This is a genomic window from Pontibacter kalidii, assembly GCF_026278245.1.
GTDB classification, from domain to species: Bacteria; Bacteroidota; Bacteroidia; order Cytophagales; family Hymenobacteraceae; genus Pontibacter; species Pontibacter kalidii.
Genome location: NZ_CP111079.1, coordinates 4881971 through 4902762, shown reverse-complemented (window position 1 = coordinate 4902762; position 20792 = coordinate 4881971). Strand labels below are relative to the sequence as shown.

General features: G+C 49.2%; 24 protein-coding genes and 1 tRNA gene. 16 read left to right on the top strand and 9 right to left on the bottom strand.

From position 1 onward, the window contains the following. Positions 1-33 precede the first annotated feature (33 nt). Together OH144_RS20815 and trxA are read left to right on the top strand one after the other, a co-directional pair. Positions 34-579: an REP-associated tyrosine transposase gene (locus tag OH144_RS20815; RefSeq protein ID WP_266204174.1), complete on the top strand. Its 546-nt coding sequence runs from the start codon at positions 34-36 to the stop codon at positions 577-579. 280 nt (positions 580-859) lie between these two features. After that, entirely contained in the window at positions 860-1186 is a 327-nt protein-coding gene (gene trxA, locus OH144_RS20810) for a thioredoxin (protein ID WP_114783039.1), read from the top strand. A 67-nt stretch (positions 1187-1253) separates the two neighbouring features. Here the strand turns inward: trxA and OH144_RS20805 are convergent, their stop codons facing one another. The 3 genes from OH144_RS20805 to OH144_RS20795 all read right to left on the bottom strand — a co-directional run bounded on the left by OH144_RS20805 (position 1254) and on the right by OH144_RS20795 (position 4484). Then, positions 1254-1916, bottom strand: coding sequence for a hypothetical protein (locus tag OH144_RS20805; protein WP_266204173.1), 663 nt, complete (start codon positions 1914-1916; stop codon positions 1254-1256). Positions 1917-2001: 85 nt separating this feature from the next. Further along, positions 2002-2511 (bottom strand): DUF421 domain-containing protein, encoded by a 510-nt coding sequence (locus OH144_RS20800; protein WP_266204172.1) that lies wholly within the window; start codon positions 2509-2511, stop codon positions 2002-2004. Between the two features lie 41 nt (positions 2512-2552). Continuing rightward, positions 2553-4484 (bottom strand): hypothetical protein, encoded by a 1932-nt coding sequence (locus OH144_RS20795; RefSeq protein ID WP_266204171.1) that lies wholly within the window; start codon positions 4482-4484, stop codon positions 2553-2555. A 128-nt stretch (positions 4485-4612) separates the two neighbouring features. Here OH144_RS20795 and OH144_RS20790 point away from each other — a divergent pair, with 128 nt between their 5' ends. Further along, on the top strand, positions 4613-5023 hold the full coding sequence (locus OH144_RS20790; protein ID WP_266204170.1) for a DUF5329 family protein: 411 nt from the start codon (positions 4613-4615) through the stop codon (positions 5021-5023). Between the two features lie 60 nt (positions 5024-5083). Next, a complete protein-coding gene (locus OH144_RS20785) occupies positions 5084-5440 on the top strand; it encodes a SpoIIAA family protein (RefSeq protein WP_266204169.1) in 357 nt (118 codons plus the stop codon). Between the two features lie 731 nt (positions 5441-6171). Here OH144_RS20785 and OH144_RS20780 read toward each other — a convergent pair. Next, positions 6172-7203, bottom strand: a complete 1032-nt coding sequence (locus OH144_RS20780; protein ID WP_266204168.1) for an isoaspartyl peptidase/L-asparaginase family protein — start codon at positions 7201-7203, stop codon at positions 6172-6174. Positions 7204-7309: 106 nt separating this feature from the next. On the opposite strand from OH144_RS20780, the gene OH144_RS20775 reads away from it, so the two are divergent. After that, on the top strand, positions 7310-7858 hold the full coding sequence (locus OH144_RS20775; RefSeq protein WP_266204167.1) for a hypothetical protein: 549 nt from the start codon (positions 7310-7312) through the stop codon (positions 7856-7858). A gap of 183 nt (positions 7859-8041) precedes the next feature. Continuing rightward, positions 8042-8752, top strand: a complete 711-nt coding sequence (locus tag OH144_RS20770) for an OmpA/MotB family protein (protein ID WP_266204166.1) — start codon at positions 8042-8044, stop codon at positions 8750-8752. Between the two features lie 159 nt (positions 8753-8911). Here OH144_RS20770 and OH144_RS20765 read toward each other — a convergent pair whose 3' ends face one another. Both OH144_RS20765 and OH144_RS20760 read right to left on the bottom strand, forming a co-directional pair. After that, complete coding sequence (locus tag OH144_RS20765; RefSeq protein WP_266204165.1) at positions 8912-9427, bottom strand: DUF6141 family protein; 516 nt, start codon at positions 9425-9427, stop codon at positions 8912-8914. Between the two features lie 176 nt (positions 9428-9603). Then, on the bottom strand, positions 9604-10743 hold the full coding sequence (locus OH144_RS20760; RefSeq protein ID WP_266204164.1) for a cystathionine gamma-synthase: 1140 nt from the start codon (positions 10741-10743) through the stop codon (positions 9604-9606). A gap of 203 nt (positions 10744-10946) precedes the next feature. Here OH144_RS20760 and OH144_RS20755 point away from each other — a divergent pair, with 203 nt between their 5' ends. From OH144_RS20755 to OH144_RS20725, 7 genes are all read left to right on the top strand, one after another. Then, positions 10947-11669, top strand: a complete 723-nt coding sequence (locus tag OH144_RS20755; RefSeq protein WP_266204163.1) for a TVP38/TMEM64 family protein — start codon at positions 10947-10949, stop codon at positions 11667-11669. Positions 11670-11733: 64 nt separating this feature from the next. After that, a tRNA-Arg gene (locus OH144_RS20750) sits at positions 11734-11807 on the top strand. A 580-nt stretch (positions 11808-12387) separates the two neighbouring features. Continuing rightward, complete coding sequence (locus tag OH144_RS20745) at positions 12388-13215, top strand: hypothetical protein (protein ID WP_266204162.1); 828 nt, start codon at positions 12388-12390, stop codon at positions 13213-13215. Between the two features lie 65 nt (positions 13216-13280). Next, positions 13281-13622, top strand: a complete 342-nt coding sequence (locus OH144_RS20740; RefSeq protein WP_266204161.1) for a helix-turn-helix domain-containing protein — start codon at positions 13281-13283, stop codon at positions 13620-13622. 268 nt (positions 13623-13890) lie between these two features. Then, on the top strand, positions 13891-14607 hold the full coding sequence (locus OH144_RS20735) for a KilA-N domain-containing protein (protein ID WP_266204160.1): 717 nt from the start codon (positions 13891-13893) through the stop codon (positions 14605-14607). Positions 14608-15630: 1023 nt separating this feature from the next. Beyond that, on the top strand, positions 15631-15828 hold the full coding sequence (locus OH144_RS20730) for a hypothetical protein (RefSeq protein ID WP_266204159.1): 198 nt from the start codon (positions 15631-15633) through the stop codon (positions 15826-15828). A gap of 595 nt (positions 15829-16423) precedes the next feature. Continuing rightward, positions 16424-17038, top strand: coding sequence for a hypothetical protein (locus OH144_RS20725; RefSeq protein ID WP_266204158.1), 615 nt, complete (start codon positions 16424-16426; stop codon positions 17036-17038). 134 nt (positions 17039-17172) lie between these two features. Here OH144_RS20725 and OH144_RS20720 read toward each other — a convergent pair whose 3' ends face one another. The 3 genes from OH144_RS20720 to OH144_RS20710 all read right to left on the bottom strand — a co-directional run bounded on the left by OH144_RS20720 (position 17173) and on the right by OH144_RS20710 (position 18349). Continuing rightward, positions 17173-17511 (bottom strand): hypothetical protein, encoded by a 339-nt coding sequence (locus OH144_RS20720; protein WP_266204157.1) that lies wholly within the window; start codon positions 17509-17511, stop codon positions 17173-17175. A 245-nt stretch (positions 17512-17756) separates the two neighbouring features. Next, complete coding sequence (locus OH144_RS20715; protein WP_266204156.1) at positions 17757-18008, bottom strand: hypothetical protein; 252 nt, start codon at positions 18006-18008, stop codon at positions 17757-17759. A gap of 65 nt (positions 18009-18073) precedes the next feature. Further along, the gene (locus OH144_RS20710; RefSeq protein ID WP_266204155.1) at positions 18074-18349 is read right to left on the bottom strand and encodes a hypothetical protein; all 276 of its coding nucleotides are present in this window, start codon (positions 18347-18349) and stop codon (positions 18074-18076) included. Between the two features lie 686 nt (positions 18350-19035). Here OH144_RS20710 and OH144_RS20705 point away from each other — a divergent pair. The 3 genes from OH144_RS20705 to OH144_RS20695 all read left to right on the top strand — a co-directional run bounded on the left by OH144_RS20705 (position 19036) and on the right by OH144_RS20695 (position 20753). Further along, entirely contained in the window at positions 19036-19827 is a 792-nt protein-coding gene (locus tag OH144_RS20705) for a cation transporter (protein ID WP_266204154.1), read from the top strand. Positions 19828-19920: 93 nt separating this feature from the next. Continuing rightward, complete coding sequence (locus OH144_RS20700) at positions 19921-20406, top strand: hypothetical protein (protein WP_266204153.1); 486 nt, start codon at positions 19921-19923, stop codon at positions 20404-20406. Positions 20407-20558: 152 nt separating this feature from the next. Beyond that, positions 20559-20753 carry a hypothetical protein gene (locus tag OH144_RS20695; protein WP_266204152.1) on the top strand — a complete coding sequence of 65 codons (195 nt, stop codon included), beginning with the start codon at positions 20559-20561 and terminating at the stop codon, positions 20751-20753. Positions 20754-20792: the final 39 nt, after the last annotated feature.

Genomic DNA, 20792 nt, shown 5'->3' with positions numbered 1-20792 from the left:
ACAGCAAATGGAAATATTAGGTACAGCAACTTCATGGGACTCAAAAACAGAATGGCACCCGGTGGTTTATACTTTCTAACGATGACGGTAGTCGATTGGGTGGATGTTTTTACGAGGCCTGTTTACAAGCACATCATGGTGGATGCCCTGAGATTCTGCCAGGAGAAGAAAGGGTTGAAACTATACGCCTGGGTATTGATGAGCAATCACTTGCACCTGATTGCCGCTGCAGAGGAAGACAGAAGCTTATCAGACATTCTCCGCGATTTTAAACAGTTTACCAGCCGCAAAATTGTAGCCACGATACAGGAAGAACCAGAAAGCCGCAGGCAGTGGATGCTCCACCGCTTTGAGTTCAATGCGCACCTGAGCACCAAAGTACGGCATTATAAAGTATGGCAGGACGGCAATGAAGCAAAGGAGCTTTTAAGCAACTCCATCATAGATCAAAAGCTGGAGTATATTCATCTGAACCCGGTGCGGGCGGAATGGGTGGACGAGCCCGAGCATTACAGGTATAGCTCCGCTGCAAATTATGCTGATTTACCGGGTTTACTGGAAGTTGAGTGGCTGGACTGAAAACGTTATAGATTCTACTTAATGTTGTGTCGCCATCTCTCCCCCTCCTTTTTCCCACACCTCTTGTTCCTGAAACTTTTCTTAACAACATTTGTTTATACAAACATCAAGGTATCCCGGAGCAATTTGCGCCGTAAGTATAACAAACGCCGGCTTTAGGTGTTCTACTATCCCAGGTACGACAGCTTGTCAGGCGACCGAAGTTTGGTGCCGTATTTGCCAAACCTGTAATTGTTATTATATTTAACCATTGAAATAAACACAACAAAACGATAAAATTATGGCTAACAAGGCGATAGAAATCACAGACGCAAATTTTGATGAGATCATCAATTCAGATAAACCAGTGCTGGTAGACTTTTGGGCAGAGTGGTGCGGACCGTGCCGCATGGTAGGCCCGATCGTGGAAGAGCTGGCTGGCGAGTACGAAGGCAAGGCCGTTATCGGCAAAGTAGACGTAGACGCTAACCCTCAGACTTCTGCCAAGTTCGGCATCCGCAGCATCCCTACGCTGCTGGTGTTCAAGAACGGTGAGGTGGTAGACAAGCAGGTAGGCGCTGTGCCGAAAAATGTGCTGTCCCAGAAACTAGATGCTCAGATGGCGTAAGCTGTTTTCAGATAGACGTATAAAAACGGCCTCTCCTAAACCGGAGAGGCCGTTTTGTTTTTTGTTGTTACTTAACCGATACCTCCAGCCGCACCATCAGGTTCTGGTTAAACTCCTCTTCGCTGCCCTTGCCCTTTTCTACTGACCTCGCCTGGTCAACCTCAATCCAAACCGGATCATCCGTCAGGAAGCGGTACACATAAAACGGGCAGCTGTCGCACTCGTTTGTCATGCCCACGTAGGGGCCGCTATCATCCCTGGTGGCATGGGGCCAGCTTACAGCGGCAAAAACGCCCTCCTCCGGCAGCACAAGGTTGTATGTTGAGATGTCGATCCAATGCCAGTAGGTATTATTCCTGGGCCTGAAGGATACTGGATGCGGCAGCAGCGGCTTGCCCGGTAAGCCTGTGGAGTCCACGGCATACAGGTACACGTGCAGGCTATTTGGCTTACGGAACAGGTCGGGGAAAGAGCGCTTATGATAAATATAGACACCAATCCTATCTATAAACCCCTCCTGACCACTGGCCGGAATATGGTAAGCCGTCTGGTAATAGGGATAGTTCTTGCTTCCGCCGTGGCCGTAGTCAGCTTTTTTCATTTTGGTGCCCAGCACCGCCTTGCGCAGGTCGGGCCTTACCACCACCTCCTTCAGCCTCACATCCTGGGCGTAGCCGCCTACGCTTAGCAGCAGTAACAACAGTAACAGCCAGGTTGCCCTATATCTCATATGCCCGCATGGATTTACTTCGCACAAAGGAAGGGGATTATCCCCAAGCCTACTATCTTTAGTAACAGCTCAAAAGGGTTACTGTTTACTCCTCACCCTCATTTTTAAGTATAACGCTGATATTTCCGCTCCGCTCCAGGTAAGCGTGCTTAATGCGTTCTACGCCTCCGTGGCTGCCCGAACTCCGGACAGCTTCTTTCAGGTCGTTTTTCGTTATACTGTTCTCCTCCATTGTCTCTTTTTGTAACTCCCCATCCTTTACCAGCGTCTTAGAGGCACCTTTTATAAAGTCACTCACGTCGTAGCTGGTATGAAAAGCGAAAGAAGCCAACAGCTTGTGCAGCATAACCAGCACAAAGGCAGCAGCTAAGGTGGGCCAAAAAGGGGAATTGCCGGTTATGGCCCGGCTTAAAATGGAGCCAAAGATGATACCCAGCACAATATCGAAAGCTGAGCTTTTCCCGAAGATGCGATGGTTCCCGAGCCGGATAATCAGCAGGGCGGCAAAGAAAACCCAAACCGCCCTCGCAGACATCTGCCACCAGGTCAATGTGTCCTCATCAAGGCCGAAAATCAGATCAAAATACTCTTCCATACCCCTGCAAACGCACAGTTCCAGCAGAGGGTTCTACGGCCTTAGCTGGCGTCTTCGCAGCTGCTGAGGCTTTTATCCAAAGTATAAATCACCTCAAAGTTTTTCTCCACCTCCTGTATCTGGTGCTGCAGGCGTGCATTGTATTCCTGCACTTTGTCCAGCCGCTCCTCGGTCAACTCCCTTTTATTCAGGGCGTCGAGCATCTTGATGGATTTGCCCAACTCACCGTTCTTCTCGTGCATGCGGCTGACGTACTGGTCCAGGGTATCGTTGGTGGAGGCGGTGGCCATCTGCAAATTGCTCTCAATGCACAGCTGGCGCTTCAGGTATTTAAACACCGTTGCCTCTGCGCTCCGGTTAAGCTCCTCCTTCTTTTTCAGGGCCTGCTTCAGCTTAAAGCTGTCGTAGCGCTTGTTGTAGTCGGTAATGGCTTCACGCACTTTCTCACGGCAGCTCTGGCACTTGGTGGCGCCCGCCTTCTCTAACAGGGTGTTGCGCTGCGGCATGGTTTGGTCATTGGCCTCGGTGCTGCCCAGGTTTTGCACCTCCTTCATAAACACCTCGTTGTACTGTAGCTCCTCCAGCTTCTGGGTAAGGCGCACAATGGCCTCGCCCTCTACCGACGCTGTCAGAAACTCCTTCTTGGGCAGCTCGATGGCGTACAGCCTGGTTAAGGCAGCCTCGCGCTTCTCCGGCGTATTCCATGATTTAGGATCGTTTTCCAGCTCACGCAGCGTGTTCACCAGCAGCTTACCGTTCTTCAGGTTGTGGTCGCCCTCCAGGTATAGGTCAGCATTCACAAGTATGGATTCATACTCGGAGCGAAAGATGTTCTGGTAAGTGCTGTTCTTGGCAAACTCCTTCTCACGGGCGTCAAAGATCCCCTTCAGGCGCTTGTACTCCTGCACGATGCCGAACAGGTTTTTGGCGTTGATGTCGGCGCTGTTGTTGCGGTAGTTCAGGCGATAGGTGTTCAAGTTGTGCTTCATATCGGCAAACGAGCGCAGGAACTCCACGAACAGCTTCTCCTGGCGGAACGTTTCATCGTTTATCAGCTGCTGGTCGTAGGCGGCCTGTATCTTTAGCTTGCGCTTCTCTATCAGGTCCAGCGTTACCTCATCGCCGGTCAGCACGTCCATTTTATAGAGCGATTTATAGTTGGCCACGACCATAAACGGATAGTCTTTGTAGCCCGTCATCTCCTCCAGTTGGCGGCGGTCCAGCTTGTTGGGGTTCTTCTGCAGGTAGTCGGTTAGCTTCACGGTTTTAATGTCCACCTTCTTCACATCGCTTGGCACAAACACGTAAATGCGCACCGAGTGCAGGCGCGTGTCAAAATCCTGTCCCTCGTAGAGGCGGATGGTGGAGCTGAACTTATACTCTTTGCGGCTGGCCCTGGAGTTAAGCAGGTTCCCGAACTCCCCCACCAGCGAGAGCACCGCGGTGCTGGGCGAGGTAAGCTTGGAAATGGCCATCAGCTGGTTAGCCACCAGGTTAAATACCTGATCGCTTTGGCCGTTGGTAATGGCCTTGGCGTTGATGACGGCATCGATGTTGTTGGTGGCTGAGCCCAAGGGCATCTTATCGATGATGCGCACCACCTCCTGATGGTCGCTCACCTGGGTTTTGTAGTCGTTTTTATCCTGGTCGATGGCGAAATTGTAGAGCGGGTACACAATGTCGTCGTTGCCGAACACCTTCATGTTTTTCAGTTGCGCCGTGATCATGAGGTACTCCAGCACGTTGCCATACTTCTTCTTGGGCTTACGGGAGCCTGTCTCCAGCTCATTCAGCACACGCGTAAACTTGTTGCCGTTGTAGAGATAAATATCAGTGGAGAGGTACTGCCATTCATCCGAAAACTGAAAATCATCGTTGTAACTATAGCCCAAGCGGGTTTCAATGTTGCGTTGCGCAAAAACGGCCTGCTGGCACACCAGTAAAATAACTAAAGCTGAAATTATTCTTCTCATAAATTACGTTGCTGTGTCGTTAGGACTGTAGCTTTTACTGCACCAGCCCGGCTGAGACCACTAAACGCTAAAGGTTGAACTTAAGTGCATTAAAGATGCTAATAATAATGCTATAATCATAAAATAATATGAAATCGAAGATGAAGGCATACGTGCTGCTGGGTTTTATACTTTGCGTTGGAATTGCCTCCCCGCAAATTGCCTCGGCACAGTCTGACACCGCAGCCACGACAGAAAATAGCACCCTTAAACTGACCGAAGCCCAGAAAGTGGAGCACCTGATACAGCGGATTGCCAAGATGGAAGGGGCAACCTTTATCCGCAACGGCAGCGAGCATACCTGCCGCCAGGCTGCCGAGCACCTGGAGTCGAAGTGGGAAAAACACCGGGATAGTATAAAAACAGCCAAAGGCTTCGTAGAGGAGCTTGCCTCCCGCTCCGGCCTCACCGGACAGGATTATCTGATACGCTTTGCCGACGGCACCACCAAGACAACTAACGAGGTGCTGCTGGCAGAACTTAACCAGCTGGAGCAGTAGTAGTTACAGAACGCAACCTTCCTCTTATGCGTAAGGCAGAAGTATATAGCCACCACCGCCATGCTACAGCTACTCGAACAATCTAAGGACGACCTGGTCGCTTTCCGGATCTCCGGCAACGTGAACCGCAGCGACTATAACGTAATGCTGCCCCTGCTGCAGGAGCGTATCAACCAGCACGGCAAGATCAGGGTGTATGCCGAGGTGCAGGACGTGGCGGATTATACGCTGCGGGCGCTGTGGGAAGATATCAAATTCGACATCAAGCACGCCTCAGACTTCAGCAAGGTGGCTTTGGTGGGGGATAAGAAATGGATTGACTGGCTGACCATCATGGCCAAGCCTTTTACCAGTGCCGATGTAAAGTATTTTGACCACTCGCAGCGCCAGCTTGCCTGGGAGTGGATTAATGTGTGAGATAGAAAGTAGGATATAGCAAAAGGCCGGCAAGTATACTTTCCGGCCTTTTGTGTTTTTAGCAGTCAGCAACGACCTGAGGGTTATTGCTACTGTTATACTTATTAGGTCTGTCATAGTTCCTTAGCCGTTGCTTTCCGCAACTTCATACAAGCTATCCTTTCTAGCGACTGTTCATCCTCCAGACTTGCATAGCTATCGTTTCACCTCCTGCTTTGGTGCTCTCAGGCCCGAGAGGGCTCGTCCTCGGGCATCGCGCAGTGTACATTTCCTTTGCTTGACCTGCGGTCTCCGCAATTTCGCTGAAGCGAAACCGTAAATCTACAAGGCGCTCAACCCAAGGACTGGGTTCAGTTCGATAGCCACTGCTATTTGTCATCTCGACCTTTGGGAGAGATCTCTTTAGAATCCCCGCTAGATCTCTCGCCCTGCTCGAGATGACAACAAAGTATAGCAACAAGTACTGAATTCCCCTCTCGGGAGGGGCTGGGGGTGGGTTATACTTGTAGGGACAGGTCGCGACCTGTCCGCGCAATACCTTCAACAATGAAACTTGTACATCAGCCAAAGCAATTACAGGCTCCCATCTTTGGATAAGTCTCAGATCCCGGACTCGTGTCGGGAGAGGGGCAGGGGTGGTTGGAACCAGGAGTGGTTGATACAGTACCACTAAAAACTAAAAGGCCAGCGGAATTATCCGCTGGCCTTTGCTGCTAAACGTTATACTTTACTTAATCCTTGTAAATCGCTACCTCTGCCTTGCCGTTTTTAATGTAGCCACGGTACATGCCCGCAGAGTTGAAGGGCATGGCAATGTTGCCTTTCTTATCCAGCGCGATCACGCCGCCTTCGCCGCCGCGCTCCACCAGCTTCTTCATCACCACCTCATCGGCAGCTTTCTTTACAGAGTAACCTTTGTACTCCATCAGGGCAGCAATATCGTGGGCTACTACCGAGCGGATAAAGTACTCGCCGTGCCCGGTAGCTGACACAGCGCAGGTGTTGTTATCAGCATAGGTACCGGCTCCGATGATCGGGGCGTCCCCTACGCGCCCGTAGCGCTTGTTGGTCATCCCGCCGGTAGAAGTACCCGCTGCCAGGTTGCCGTAAGCATCTAGGGCCACAGCGCCAACTGTGCCAAACTTGTTGCCTTCGGTAAAGATGTTCTCGTTGCTGCTGGTGCCGCCGTCGTGGTCGAGCTGCGTTTTCTCCTTGTCCTTTATCTTCTGCAGCTGGTTGTAGCGCGTCTCGGTATGGAAGTAGGAAGGGTCCACCAGCTCAATGCCCTGCAGTTTGGCAAACTGCTCTGCGCCGCTGCCAATCATCATTACGTGCTCTGATTTCTCCATGACCGCACGAGCGGCCGTGATCGGGTTCTTAATGGTCGTTACGCTGGCCACAGAGCCCGCCATCAGCGTTTTGCCATCCATTACGGCGGCATCCATCTCGTTTTTGCCCTCGTTGGTGAATACGGCACCCTTGCCGGCGTTAAACAGCGGCGAGTTTTCCATGACGTGGATGGTAGCCTCCACGGCATCCATACTGGTGCCGCCTTTTTTCAGCACCTCATACCCTACTTGCAGTGCCTCGTTCAGCTTCTCGCGGTAGGCTTTCTCCTTCTCCGGGGTCATGTTCTGGCGGGTGATGGTGCCGGCGCCGCCGTGTATCACCAGGGTAATCTTACTATAGTCAGGCTTGCTTTGGGCCAGGCTCACGAAGCCGGCCAGCAGAAAGAGGCACAGAAAGTATAAACTCTTTTTCATGGTTAGGTTAAGATGAAGTATGGATTACGCGTTGATAAATATAGTGCATTTTGGCGTATCAGGCACAAAATTCTCATCTTGCAGGCTTACACACCCATTTATACTGATGGTTCTACTCCTGCTTCGGCACTGGCAAGCGTTTTTGCTCCTTTTTGTGCTCCCGTTTCTGCTGCAGCACGGCCTGCTTTGGCTGCTCGATGCCCTGCCTGTCCGCACGGGCCGCATTAGTGCCATGCTGCTGGATGCATTACCGGCTGCGGTGTACGTGCTGTGGCTTTGGCTGGTGGGGTGCTGGCTTTACCGTCGGCTGCCGCAACGTATAAAAATCACGCCGCTATACTTTCATCTGGGCAACCTGTACATCCTGCTTTACACGCTATTGTTTGTGTATACTTTGGCCGTGGTGCGCGATAATGTGGCCATGAGCACAGTGCCTTTTGGCATGCTCGCGCTACTGGTACCCCTGCACTTGCTTGCCACCTTCTGCTATCTGTATGCGGTATACTTTGCGGCCCGGTCGCTGGTTAGCGCGGAGCAGCAACGGGTGGTGCAGATGGGAGAATACGGGGGAGCTTTTTTCCTTTTTCTGCTACTGCCTGTGGGCATCTGGTTCCTGCAGCCCCGCCTGCGCAGGCTGTATCTTGCAGATTCTTAGCTGGATAGAAAATAGATTGGAAAAAATATAGCTATCATACAATATTATAAAGAATCTTGCGTTTTGAAGCAGAAACAAAGGGTAAATTATTGGTTTTAATAGAGTTTTCTTAGCTTGTAGACTTATCTTTTACCATATTTGCAAAGTATTCTCAAACATTATCCAAACAAACAACTATCACCCATGAAATCCAATTTCTTCAAAGCATCTCTTGCCCTGGTGATGTGCTCTACCATGATGGCATCTTGTGTGTCTTCTAAAAAGTACGAAGACCTGCAGGCAAGCAAGGAAGCCCAGGAGCGCGAGCTACAGGCATCAAAAGCTAAAGTTGACGAGCTGTCTAACTCTCTCAAAGAGCGTGAGCAGAAGCTAGCTGATCTGGAGCGCGCCATGAACGAGCAGAACAAGATCCTCGACAACCTGAGAAACGAAGTAAACACTGCCCTGAAAGGCTTTAACGAGAGCGACCTGAGCGTATCTGTTAAAGATGGCAAAGTATACGTTTCGATGTCGGACAAGCTGTTGTTTGCAACTGGTAGCACGAAAGTAAACTCTGGTGGCAAGAAGGCGATCGACCAGTTGGTAGACGTGCTGAAGAAGAACCAGCAAGTTGGTGTGATGGTAGAAGGCCATACGGATGACGTTTCTGTAATGAGCGGCATGCGCTACCTGACTGATAACTGGGACCTGAGTGTGCTGCGTGCCACTGAGATCACGCGTCTGATGACTGAGAAAGGCCTGTCTCCAGACAGAGTAACGCCAGCCGGACGTTCTTACTACATGCCAGTAGACGCAGGCCGTACTGCTGAGGCAAAAGCGAAGAACCGTCGTACGGAGATCATCCTGACGCCAGACTTCTCTGAGATCTATAAAATCCTGGGTATCAAAGCCTAGTTTTATACTTTAAGTTGATATAAAAGCGCCGGTAACCTCTGTGGTTACCGGCGCTTTTTTTGTGCTGGCGAAGTATGAATGGGGGCTAAAGTATGATTGTAAAGTACTGGAGATGCAAAGTATAAAATCAGCGTTTCTATGCCCACTTCAACAAACAAACTATACCTTAGCTCTCTTAGCTTCGCCGATGGCCCGGAACAGTTCTCCTGCACTTTGGGAGCCGATAAGCAGCGGGCTTCGGTTGTAGAAGTATAGCTTCACGCCCTCGTTACCCGACATGTTGTAGGCCTTGCCTTTAAAGCCCCACCGGATGCCCCAGCCGCCGTAGTCGCCGATGGGGTTATAGGTTACCCGCTCGTAATCGCGCACCAGGTGCAACGGAATTTTTACGGGCTTGATGTGAAAAGGCCAGAAGCGTACCAGTACCTCCCCCGGCTGCACCTCCGTGGTAAGCGACATACGACTGAAAAAGTATGGCAGCCCCAGCCCCACCAGCACAAAAAGTATACTTAGCTGCACATCAGACACCGGCCTGTTGCCATACTTCCCGCCCAGCAGCACCTGGTACACAAAGCCCACCCAGAAAATAGCCGCCACGCCCAGCACCACCACCCACAGCCAAAACTGCCTGAACCGCTGTCGCTCCCGGTAAAGTATGATCTGTTCTTCTGCCATTTTTAGACTAAAGATCTTTGGACAAAAGACAATGGACTTCTATGTATGATATGTATATACGCGTAGCACCAAGACAAACAGATACATCAAAAAAGAAGGCCACTTGCTGGCTTCTCGAGCTGCCCACTTTCAAGACAATCCTTTGTCCTTTGTCTTAACGTCTTTTGTCAGTAAAGCTACCCAATCGCCTGCTCCAAGTCCGCGATCAGGTCTTCGGCGTCCTCCACGCCCACACTCAGGCGCATCAGCGTATCGCTCAGGCCAGCCTTCATACGGTCTTCGCGCGGAATGCTGGCGTGTGTCATGGTAGCCGGGTGGCCGCACAGCGACTCCACGCCGCCCAAAGACTCGGCCAGGGCAAACAACCTCAGGTTCTCCAGCACGCGCATCGCATCGTTCACATTATCGCCCTTCAGCTCAAACGACACCATGCCGCCAAAGTCGCGCATCTGCTGCTGGGCCACCTCGTGGTTCGGGTGTTCGGCAAAGCCGGGCCAGTATACTTTGCTTACCTTCGGATGGCCTTTCAGGTACTCGGCCACCTGACGGCCGTTCTGGCAGTGGCGCTCCATGCGCAGGTGCAGCGTCTTGAGGCCACGCAGCACCAGGAAGCAGTCCTGTGGGCCCGGCGTGGCGCCGCAGGAGTTCTGGATAAAGGCCAGGCGCTCTCGCAGCTCATCATCGTTTACCACAATCGCCCCCATCACTACGTCCGAGTGGCCGCCCATGTACTTGGTCAGCGAGTGCATCACAATGTCGGCCCCCATATCGAGCGGGGTTTGCAGGTAGGGTGTAGCGAAGGTGTTATCAGCCACCAGCAGCAGGTTATGCTTCTTGCACAGCTCACCGTAGGCTTTTACGTCGATGATGTTGAGCAGCGGGTTGGTAGGTGTCTCCACCCAGATCATTTTGGTGTTCCCGTTGATCAGCTTTTCCACATTCTCCACGTTTTGCATGTTAGTGAAGTGGAACTTAAGGCCGTAGTTCTGGAAGATCTTGGTGAAGATGCGGTAGCTGCCGCCGTATAGGTCGTTGGTCGAGACCACCTCATCGCCAGGCTTCAACAGTTTCATGATGGCATCCGTCGCCGCCATACCCGAGGAGAAGGCTAGGCCGTGCGTGCCGTTCTCCAGGGCCGCCAGCGCGTTCTGCAGCTGGGTGCGGGTGGGGTTGTGCGTGCGGGAGTATTCGTAGCCCTTGTGGTCGCCTGGTGAGCGCTGCACATAAGTGGATGTCTGGTAAATCGGCGTCATGATGGCGCCCGTAGATGGGTCTGGCTCTACGCCAGCATGTATAGCTTTTGTTCCGAACTTCATAGTTTATACTTTATCCTAATGAGTAATTATTTTCTCCTCCCACAGGTACCCAAAGTATGCGGGAGCGGTATCTGCAAGTTAGAAAACTACGCGCGAAGTATAAAGGCACGCCAAAGGCAAGCGATTTATACTTTCAAAGCCGCCAAAATCTTTTGTCCTTTGTCTTTCGTCTACATTCAGACAAAACAAAGTATACTTGCCTCATGAAGTCACTCCCCCTGCTGCGCACCTTTATACGCGAAAATGCCTCTACGTTTGTTTCCATGCTGCTGCTGGTAGTGGTGCCGGTGGTGGTAAGCTCTACTGTGGCGGTGGTGCTGTATAACTACGAGGACCTGCTGCAGGGGCTGTCGGTGTGGGAGATGCTACTATACTTTGCCGCCATCTCCATAACGATGGCGCTAGCGCTTACGCCTACCACCTTTATCGCCCTGATCAGTGGCTTTTATATAGGCTGGAGCGGCTTTGCGGGCATTGTGGTATCGTATGGCATCGCAGCGCTTATCGGCTACAGCATTGCCCAGCTGGTGGACCACGGTAAGATGATGAGTTTTTTGAACCGCTTCGACAAGGCACGTGCCCTGATGCAGGAGCTGCGCAGCGAGAGCTGGAGCCTTATTTTCCTGACGCGCATTTCGCCGGTGCTGCCCTTCGCCCTGATGAACTTTGTGCTCTCGCTGCTGCAGATAGACAAGCGCAAGTTCTTCCTGGCAAGTATAGTGGGGATGCTGCCGCGCACCCTCTTTTTCTTTTGGGTAGGTACCCAAGCCCGCGACGTAGTGCAGGCGCTGCAGAACCCCGACAGCGGCCGCGGCGGCCAGATACTGATGGTGGCCTTAATTGTGATTTCTATCGGAGGGCTTTACTTCCTGTTCGACAGGGCCTTAAAGCGCGCCCTGCGGAAAGCAGCCGCTAAAAGTGAATAATTTTTTGACACGGCTCTTGCGTATAAAGAAAAAACGCTGTTACTTTGCATCACAATAACGGAATGGTCTCGTAGCTCAACTGGATAGAGCATCTGACTACGAATCAGAAGGTTAGGGGTTCGACTCCCTTCGTGACCACTTGAAAATCAGCCACTTACGAGTAAAATCGGCAAGTGGCTTTTTTTATGTACATACAATTTGCATACATTTTGCCTCTCTAGCTCTCAGACCCTCGTTAGCTCGAATTTCATATCTTACTCGTAAAGATCGACATTTGAAGCCACTGTGACTGCGTACTTGATCCTATCATCCTTCTTGTGCGCCACGATCCCCCTTCACCTCCTTACCGTTCGCAAGATTGGCCTTCATCCACACCATGTGACGAATCAGTGCCTCCACTTGCTGTGAATGTAATTCTTGTTCTCTGCATAAGTAGCTTTCTACTCAAGGCATCAATCGCTTCGGCCACCACATCTGCCATACTGTAGGCCTTTCAGTCCGAAGGTCTGATTGCCTTTATCTTCATATCAAGATACATGCTATTTAAGGGAAGTAAAAGGAAAACAAATTCATTAAAATTTAGGTATATAGTAGGCTAGTTATACTTGCTTAATTAACGGCAGTATACCACATCACTTTTACATTGTCTATTCCCTACCTTGGTTTATAACAAGGGTGAGCAATCCTGGTAATTAAAAAGCAACAAAGGAATGAAGCAATGAAAGAAAGAATTGGTTTAACAGATTTCTTAACTTTAGTGGAGGAGGAGGCATTTGATAAATTTGAAATCCTCGATTATATTGAAGAAGTCACAAACAACCATCAGCCTCACAGGCTTAAAGCACTTCTAGACGAGGTAGATATTCACATCTGTATCCGCAGAGATGAACTAGAATTCGAGTACCGAGACAAAATCAATGCAGCGTTACACCAATGCAGTCTGCAGGGAAAGGAGCCTCCATACCAAGTCCTGTCCCTTCCTGGTAATGAACCGAAAGAGATAGTTCATAAGGACAGGCTTTTAAATGGAGCTATCTCAATGAAACTTTACCCATTGTATGAGCTAAAACGAGATATTATCTCCATATCGAAAGCTTCCATGTTCAAAGCGACTCTTGAGCAGGGTCAAACGCTACAGGAACTACGACCGCAACAAAAACTATCGCAGCCAGACCTAGCATCCGCCTCAAATAGAGAGTTCGGTTTTTACTACCACCTAACAGAGGATGGGAAAAAGGTGTACCCCATCGTGAAAGAGCTATACTCAACAGTAAAACAAAAAAAAGAGTATGCTATCATGCTTGTTGTGTTGAATGAGCTAGGGTATTTAATGAATAAGCATTTTACCAATAAGGAGCAGCTAACTAATGCACTAAAAACTACCTTTGGGAAGATTATCGGTAGCAGACAGAACCTTTTTACTTATGTAGAAAGATATAGTGACGCACCTGGACCGGCTGAACTTGAAGAACTTAAACGCCACAAACAAAGACTACTCGATGCTATAAACAAGGCATCTCAACAATCATTTGCAAATAATACGTAAGTAAATCGCAAATACCACAGAAAGACTCCTTTATACATTTGCTCTGGAACAAATGATAGAGGCGTATGATGGAAAATCCTTTTGCTATTATTGAGAAGCGCATAGACCGCATCGAGTCTATCCTGCTGGACATTCAGGAACGACTGGACAAAACCGATAGTACCCAGTCAACTGGAGATTTCTTAACAGTAGATGAGGCTGCCGCATACCTCAACGTATCAAAGTCAGCCATCTATGAAAAAACCAGCTCCAGATCAATACCTCACCTTAAAAAAGGCAAGCGGCTATACTTCGTCAAACAGGAGCTGGCGGATTGGCTCAAAGCTTCACGCCAGAGGACCATTGCTGAAATAGAGGCTGAACCAGCATCCATTATGGTTGTCAGCAAAAGCAGAAGGGCATCATGAGCTTAACGGGTCATGTACAGCTGAGTATTCCACCGAGAGGCTGTACTTAGCCCATCACTCAACCTGTACAAATTAACTCTGGCAGTTGAACGACACAAAACGATCATCCTGCACATTACAACAACTTCAATTAGGATCGATTAATAGAACAACTTTGAGAGGCGGAGGGAATTTGACTAACCCAAATAAGGTTTCATTTAACCTAATGGACTGCAATTCTTCGCACGCTTCTCAACTAATTATTTGAACTTAAGAGAAGGAGGCTAGAATGGAGAAGTCTAAAATTTTTCAGTACGGTAGCAGTTCCATCACCTTTAGGCTAGATGGTGAGTTAATGGTGAATGCCACAGAAATGGCAAAGCCATTCCCCAAGAAAAGAGTGCATGACTTCATTAGGAGCAAACAAACTGCTGCCTACATAAATGAGCTTCAAAGCGAAACGGGAATTCCCGTTTTGGTTGTAAACCGTGGCAGTTCTAACTCTGGCACATGGATGCATAAATTGCTAGCACTTAAATTTGCAGCTTGGTTATCACCCAAATTCGAAGTTTGGGTTTATAAAAGGATAGAGGAAATTATCATAAATAATTTTCACTCGACTAGCAGGAACCTATCCAACTTATCTCCTGCCCTTACTAAGAAGGGGCCAATTTATAATGTAACTACGATTGGCAAAATGCTTTTCCCTAGCCTGAGCGGAGAAAAGCTAAATCAGTTTCTAAAAGAACAAGGAATTCAATATAGAACCGATCAAGGTGTGTGGCAGCTGACGGAGAAATATCAAGACATGGGATTTGCTGAGCTAGCCCCAGTAATTAGACCTGATAGGGATGGGGAAGAAAGAGTTGTCAACTTCCACCTTAAATGGACAGAGGAAGGATATAAGTTTATCATGGACTTGTACACTAAAGCAAACACTGAGGCCACGCTCAGACGCCTATCCACTCCTGAGCGAGAGGCAGGAGCATATACTATGGTGGCATAGTAACTCTCTTAAAAGTTAGATCCTATGAGGCTTTCTGTATAAAAGCAGAAAGCCTTTTCTTTTAACTTAGCAATAGCATCGGAATACTATGTAATCTGGCAGTGAGGAACAGGAGCAAAAGACACAGCCACGGTGTCAGCTTTTCCTGTGGGCTCATGTAAGCGCCAAGGACCAACATTATGAGGATAGGTATAAGGCCCGAATTTAGCTGTAGCAACATGATGCTGCTGCGCCTTATGCACACCGCCTCCACAACAAACCGCTTGTCTAGCAGACTCATGCCTATGGAAGTGTACACCCCACGCACCCGCAAAAAAATCATTCCCCGCACTAACCTTCCGCACCCTTTTTTTCCTATACTGTACCGAAAGGCAAGAGGAGTTTGTTGGATTCTCTCAGCTTTAGGCTAAACATCCAACATGTTCATGTGTATCTGTCCATAGTCTCTGTTCCGCATGAACATTAACCCGTGGCTAGAAGTGCTCAGAGCCACAGCCGAGAACAAAGCGAAAGCGGCGAGCAAGGTGCGCAACAACCGATAGACGGCGCAACGATTCGCAAACCTTGGGATTTTTGGTTGTTTGTCCCTGGGTGCGTGTGGAAACCTCAGAAATGTTTCCCCGACAGTTCCCCATCCCTAAGGGAGAACTGTGTGTGTATTCCTAGAAATGTCCCCCTGTTATAGGGACGAAAAGGTACGTTGAAAGACGTGTTGTGACTATAGAGGTGAGTTTTAAGTGACGGGACTTAGGTAAGGTATATTTGATAGTATTGTGGATTTTGTAGCGTACGTGTGTTGAGGTTTATTGGAGCTAAGTGATGTGGTATTGACGGTTGAGTACTGGCTTGTGCTATAGGGATAAGAGCGAGAATAGACAACGCGAGATGGAGCGATTAGAAACATGACGTGGAGTTGCGGGTAGATGTGGTGCAGTATGTAGGCTAATGACTTGAGAAGGAAGAAGCGAGAGCGTGTAACGAGAGAACATTAAAACTTTGTTATAACCTTTAATCTTGACGGAAATGAGAGCATTTTATTCGGTGAGAGAGTTTAGAGCAGAACTAAAGAGCAGGGGAATCAACGTGACGGAGAAAGCGATCCGCCACTATATTGAAAGGGGCACGTTGAAGGCGCAGAAGGACGTACTCAGGCCGAGCCGTTGGCTCATCCCGTCCTCCGAGTTGGACAGGGTGGCCCCTTCGGCACAGCAGGCTGCTTGAGCTGACCCTGAAACCTTAAAAGCGGGCAGGTATCATATGTGCTCTTAAGGGCTTGAGCGGGTACCCCGGTCATTATTTTCTCAAGGGAGGGGGCACAGTTTAGGCTGCTTACTGTACCAAGCGGATAGGACATCGACAGACAGTCCTGCATTCAGGCGCGCCTCAATTCTGTCGGTGGTCAGCTTCACGCTCACCTGTCCATATAGGGCTGCCAATTGACGATGAGCACTTTCTCGTCCTCCAGCAGCAGGTAGCCATAGACGTGTAGGTGTTGCCGCCCTTGGTGCGGTAGAGGTGCGTGAAGTGGCGGAAGTCGAAGCTGGAAGTTTCCAGTGCCTTTCGCATCACAGTTGTCTTACCCTACGGGCTTGCCTGCTGGAGGATGACCTGTTCTTTCTCAGGGCAGCGTTGATAGAGCGCATTAACTGCTCGCCCTCATCTTTGCTGTGGTTGCCGGCCGCCGCCCGACACTGTTCGGAGCAGAACTCCTACCTGCTCCGCGACCAGGCCGAGCCGAGCAGTGGGCGCAGATATGGCGCGAGGTGGAGAATCGTTCAATCATCATGGGGGCAGCAGCATAAGAAAGGAGGGAGACATGAAAGCGAAATACAAGGACGAGGTCATTCAAAAGTACGTCAAGCTCATCGGGGACATCCAGGACGCCACGGACTGCATGAGCGGCGCAACCTCCCAGCAACTGAAGGCCATCTGCGAGAAGCACGGCGTGTCCAGGCTCTCCTTCCAGCACATCGTCGACCACAACCTGGACGTGCGGGAGGTCGGCAAAAAGAAGGTGTATGTCTGGAGCGCGTTCAACCGCAACCTAACCTACCGGAACATCGCCGAGCGCAGCATCGACGCGCAGCGCACCGCCACCAGGAAGAGCAGAGCCGCCAAGAAGCAGGCCCTCCAGCTCTTGGAGGCATCCAAGCAGCCCGTGACCGTGCCGATGGTCGTGTCCCAGCCTGAGCCGGTGAGCCTGCCCAGCTACAGCGAGATGATCGAGAGCCTGCGGGGCAGGGTTGCCGAGAAGCGGGCCGAGCAGCAGCAGGAGCTCGAGTCCTGCGCGCACTACGAGGCGATCATGCGCCAGACCAGGGCAAGGGCGGAGGCCGCCGGCCAGGAGATCGAGCGCCTGGAGGACATCATCGGCAAGCTAGAGGAGATAGCCGCCATCCAGGGGAAGGAGGAGTACAGGCTGGCTGCCTGACGGGGGCACCTTGGAGAACAAAGGAAAAGGGCCGGGGAATGGATCCCCGGCCCTTTCTTGTTTATCCCTAAAGACCACTACATCATCTTGCAGGGCAACACATGAAGCTAACATTATAACAGACAGTTGAGTTTTTACTTAGGTAAGACGATGTAGGTGTCTCCCAAGTTAAAAGGAGCGGTCTTATTTTTCACTGCATCCACATCTATGCACAGGTTATGGTGGAGGTGGCGGAAGACATAGCAGTTTACGCTCAGTTCCTGAAAGTACAGGCACAGCTCGTCAAGCTTTCCTAAACAATCCTCTTCCACACCTACTTCGGTGTAGGTGCTATCTATAAATGACTCAATGGCAGCTAATTGCGGAAAAGCAGCCTTATGGATGGCTGCAGTGGCTAACAGCTTAGCGATAATGGTATCGTACCGTTGTCTGGTGCCCCTCATTTCTGACAGTTGTTCTACTATGTGTGTCATGCGAATAGCATTACATCGACTCGAAGCCCACACAAATACAAGCTATGGTACAGGCTGTCTCAAAATTATTCAGTTAATGCGCCTCACCTGCCGTGATGGTAAAATTAACTATAGGTAAAGCGCATGTCCTAAAGGGACAAAAACCTTTAGGCAATCGTTCACATACCGGCAAAGATTTAGTGAGGTACACGCTCCTGCCTGTAAGATGATGTGAAAGCTGTACAAACCAGAAGACTAAGTTGTGCCTATTTGTGCGGCAGGCAGGCGGATCTGCGCGGCTTGGCGTCGGTGATGCTGCAGGTGCCTTTGAGAAAGCTCTCGAGCACCACCTCCACCTTGTACGTCTGGCTGGTGAAGGTCAGCTCCAGGCCCTGGTAACCGAGGCCGATCTCAAAGTCATGCGGCCCCTCCATGACCTCCAGGGCCAGCTCCATCACCTCGGGGTAGTAAAATTCGGCGTCCTCGCCGTTGCGGTAAAAGGGGGAGTGCAGGTACATGCCGCAAAGGTAAGAAAGAACAGCGACAGGGCTGCCAAAGCGGGAATTCCCGTTTCGGGCCCTGGTCAGCTGGAAAGGTGCGGCAACACCTCCCTGGCACGCTCCAGGTCCCCCTCGCCCATGGCCAGCACGGACTCCAGCACCGCGATCAGGTGCGTGTAGGTGGAGCGCCCCTGCTCATGCTCCGGGCTCTGGTCCTGGTAGCTGGCCAGCTTCCGCCGGAAATCCTCCAGCATCTCCCGCGCCTCCTCCAGGCCCCGCTCCATCCTCGGCAGGTCCAGCGGCCCTGCCGGATCCCCTGTGGCGGGGAAATCGTCTTCGTCTCTTGCAATCCACATCATGACCGAAATATAAGAAAGTCCCCTGGGAAAGCAAGCCCGCCCGGCATACGCCTAAAAGCTAAAACGGGGGCCGTAGCCCAGCCCTCTCCCGCCATGCCAGACGCAAAAAGGAGCGTTTACTTAAGCTTCCTACTACCTGCTTATTTTATCCTTTGTATCAGCAAGATAGTTGCATTGGATTCGCAAAGAGGGGAAAGAGACGAGCTAGAAGTCAGAACTGTGGGCAACACTCTTCTGTGGATTCAAACTTGTTTAATAATCATTAGCCGCGTTATAACGCGAATATATCCGTTTATAAGCGGGTAAAGTGAATCTATTCGGATAGACAAATTGCACTGCAAAGTCAGAAAATGCCTTTCTGACGCAGCTATTTCTAGCTGGCTGTCCCCCTTTTTACAAAGCTTTATAGCCTATACTTGGTTGAAGATGTAAGACTTTGGCTCTTTTACGCTGTGAATTGATGAATTAATGAGCCTAATTCCTCTAAAATTTAAGTAGGAGGTGCTCGACCTCTACATAAAAGTGTTTATATTGTATCAGCAAAATATTACAGCGGCAACACGAAAAACTGCCTAAGCAGCTTTAAAAACTTAAAAAAGAGCATGCTAGACCGCTTCCGTACATAGTGCAGATAAACGTATAGACTTCCGTATATCCAGTAGTTATATGCAACCTTAAATATAAAAATGAAAAAAACAGTTTTTGAAATTCCTAAAATGGATTGCCCCTCCGAAGAGAATCTAATCAGAATGAAGCTTGATGGAATTTTGGAAATAAAGAATCTGGAATTTGACCTCTCCAACCGGAAATTAACTGTTTACCACACGGACAAATTAGAACAAATTGAAAACTCTATACTAGAATTGAACCTAGGCGGGAAACGGCTTCAAACCGAGCAGTCGGACAAGTCGGAATTTGAAGAGCAAGCAAACCAGCGGAAGTTGCTGTGGATTGTTCTGGCAATAAACTTCGCCTTTTTCATTGTTGAGATAATTTTTGGGTTAATATCCAAGTCAATGGGATTAGTGGCGGACAGTCTGGACATGTTGGCCGACTCATTGGTATATGGGATTAGCCTGTTTGCCGTTGGCGGTACGTTGGCAAGAAAAAAGAAAACCGCGAAGACAGCCGGATACTTCCAGCTAACATTGGCAGTCATCGGATTTATGGAAGTAGTCAGAAGGTTCATAGGTGCTGAAAAATTGCCCGACTTCTCAACCATGATTATAGTCTCAATTCTGGCTCTTACCGCAAATGTGATTTGCCTGTACTTGCTCCAGAAGTCAAAAAGCAAAGAAGCCCACATGCAGGCAAGCATGATATTCACTTCAAATGACGTCATTATAAATGCCGGAGTAATCTTGGCCGGACTTTTGGTAATGTGGCTCGGTTCAGGTTTGCCCGACCTGGTTATTGGAGCAATTGTTTTTGTCATTGTGATTCAAGGCGCAATGAGAATCTTAAAACTTGGAAAATAAAAAAGGCTGCATATAACATTGCATAAAAATCATGCTTCGGCCGACGGCCTAGCACGTTGTTTACACGAGACCGTTGTAGCACATTTATAATTAATGAAAAGAAGGGGATTAAGAAGGTACTTTAGGAACTTAAAAAATCAGACACTACCAGAGTTTATAGACTTTAGCGGTTCAGAGCAGTCTTGGTTTGACTTCTTTCACCTGCACATTGACAATATTGGCTTAGGCAATAGGTCGTGGAAGGCACGAAAGCAGCACTTGGATGCACTTTTTGATTTGGCAGGAATGGTAGAAACCAAACTGCAGCACTATCCTAAGGATTACCAATACTGGATTGAAATAGATGAAAAGGATAGTGTGGAAGATGCTATCTACATTCATACTCAAAATCCGAACGGAAGTACTTTCCCATTTAGACTCAATTTTGACAATGAAGCAGAAGTAAGAAATCCAGTCCTTCTTGAGTACCTAAAGATAAAAGAATACCAGATTGAGAAAAAGAAGCTTATTGACGCTGATGGTAAGATAGGTATAACCTACTTCCTCTATAAAGGTGGAATCGGAACACAGATAAAATAAAACATGCTACAACACGGCACAGGCTCCATACTCGGCTACGCCTCGTTCGTAGCCTGTCCTAAACGTTGGCGGTAAATTCAGATTATAAAACAAAGGAGAAGTTATAACTCTAACGTGATCATAGAAGGGTGGACTAAAAGTTCAAATGATTTATGACTGATGCTACACTTTATATTTTGATTGGTAGCTTAATTATTGCAATAGGCTCTTTGATAGTGTATTCAAGTCTAAAGACTGTGGTAACTAAAAGAGAAAATCCTTTTAGTAGAAGTGCAAAGTATCAGTTCACAATTTTAGGTATTGGTCTTATTGTGATTGGCTTAGTAACAATTGGAGCAAATATTTAAGAAAATCTATCCGCCAACAAGGTGCAGCTTTAACCCTTG

Excerpts from the sequence above, each read along its gene's own strand:
- OH144_RS20725 (WP_266204158.1), top strand. The coding sequence starts at position 16,424 with ATGAAAGCGAAATACAAGGACGAGGTCATTCAAAAGTACGTCAAGCTC.
- OH144_RS20795 (WP_266204171.1), bottom strand. The coding sequence starts at position 4,484 with ATGAGAAGAATAATTTCAGCTTTAGTTATTTTACTGGTGTGCCAGCAG.
- OH144_RS20720 (WP_266204157.1), bottom strand. The coding sequence starts at position 17,511 with ATGACACACATAGTAGAACAACTGTCAGAAATGAGGGGCACCAGACAA.
- OH144_RS20790 (WP_266204170.1), top strand. The coding sequence starts at position 4,613 with ATGAAATCGAAGATGAAGGCATACGTGCTGCTGGGTTTTATACTTTGC.
- OH144_RS20735 (WP_266204160.1), top strand. The coding sequence starts at position 13,891 with ATGGAGAAGTCTAAAATTTTTCAGTACGGTAGCAGTTCCATCACCTTT.
- OH144_RS20730 (WP_266204159.1), top strand. The coding sequence starts at position 15,631 with ATGAGAGCATTTTATTCGGTGAGAGAGTTTAGAGCAGAACTAAAGAGC.
- OH144_RS20755 (WP_266204163.1), top strand. The coding sequence starts at position 10,947 with ATGAAGTCACTCCCCCTGCTGCGCACCTTTATACGCGAAAATGCCTCT.
- OH144_RS20765 (WP_266204165.1), bottom strand. The coding sequence starts at position 9,427 with ATGGCAGAAGAACAGATCATACTTTACCGGGAGCGACAGCGGTTCAGG.
- OH144_RS20775 (WP_266204167.1), top strand. The coding sequence starts at position 7,310 with ATGGTTCTACTCCTGCTTCGGCACTGGCAAGCGTTTTTGCTCCTTTTT.
- OH144_RS20710 (WP_266204155.1), bottom strand. The coding sequence starts at position 18,349 with ATGATGTGGATTGCAAGAGACGAAGACGATTTCCCCGCCACAGGGGAT.
- OH144_RS20770 (WP_266204166.1), top strand. The coding sequence starts at position 8,042 with ATGAAATCCAATTTCTTCAAAGCATCTCTTGCCCTGGTGATGTGCTCT.
- OH144_RS20815 (WP_266204174.1), top strand. The coding sequence starts at position 34 with ATGGGACTCAAAAACAGAATGGCACCCGGTGGTTTATACTTTCTAACG.
- OH144_RS20715 (WP_266204156.1), bottom strand. The coding sequence starts at position 18,008 with ATGTACCTGCACTCCCCCTTTTACCGCAACGGCGAGGACGCCGAATTT.
- trxA (WP_114783039.1), top strand. The coding sequence starts at position 860 with ATGGCTAACAAGGCGATAGAAATCACAGACGCAAATTTTGATGAGATC.
- OH144_RS20805 (WP_266204173.1), bottom strand. The coding sequence starts at position 1,916 with ATGAGATATAGGGCAACCTGGCTGTTACTGTTGTTACTGCTGCTAAGC.
- OH144_RS20780 (WP_266204168.1), bottom strand. The coding sequence starts at position 7,203 with ATGAAAAAGAGTTTATACTTTCTGTGCCTCTTTCTGCTGGCCGGCTTC.
- OH144_RS20800 (WP_266204172.1), bottom strand. The coding sequence starts at position 2,511 with ATGGAAGAGTATTTTGATCTGATTTTCGGCCTTGATGAGGACACATTG.
- OH144_RS20745 (WP_266204162.1), top strand. The coding sequence starts at position 12,388 with ATGAAAGAAAGAATTGGTTTAACAGATTTCTTAACTTTAGTGGAGGAG.
- OH144_RS20760 (WP_266204164.1), bottom strand. The coding sequence starts at position 10,743 with ATGAAGTTCGGAACAAAAGCTATACATGCTGGCGTAGAGCCAGACCCA.
- OH144_RS20785 (WP_266204169.1), top strand. The coding sequence starts at position 5,084 with ATGCTACAGCTACTCGAACAATCTAAGGACGACCTGGTCGCTTTCCGG.
- OH144_RS20705 (WP_266204154.1), top strand. The coding sequence starts at position 19,036 with ATGAAAAAAACAGTTTTTGAAATTCCTAAAATGGATTGCCCCTCCGAA.
- OH144_RS20740 (WP_266204161.1), top strand. The coding sequence starts at position 13,281 with ATGATGGAAAATCCTTTTGCTATTATTGAGAAGCGCATAGACCGCATC.
- OH144_RS20695 (WP_266204152.1), top strand. The coding sequence starts at position 20,559 with ATGACTGATGCTACACTTTATATTTTGATTGGTAGCTTAATTATTGCA.
- OH144_RS20700 (WP_266204153.1), top strand. The coding sequence starts at position 19,921 with ATGAAAAGAAGGGGATTAAGAAGGTACTTTAGGAACTTAAAAAATCAG.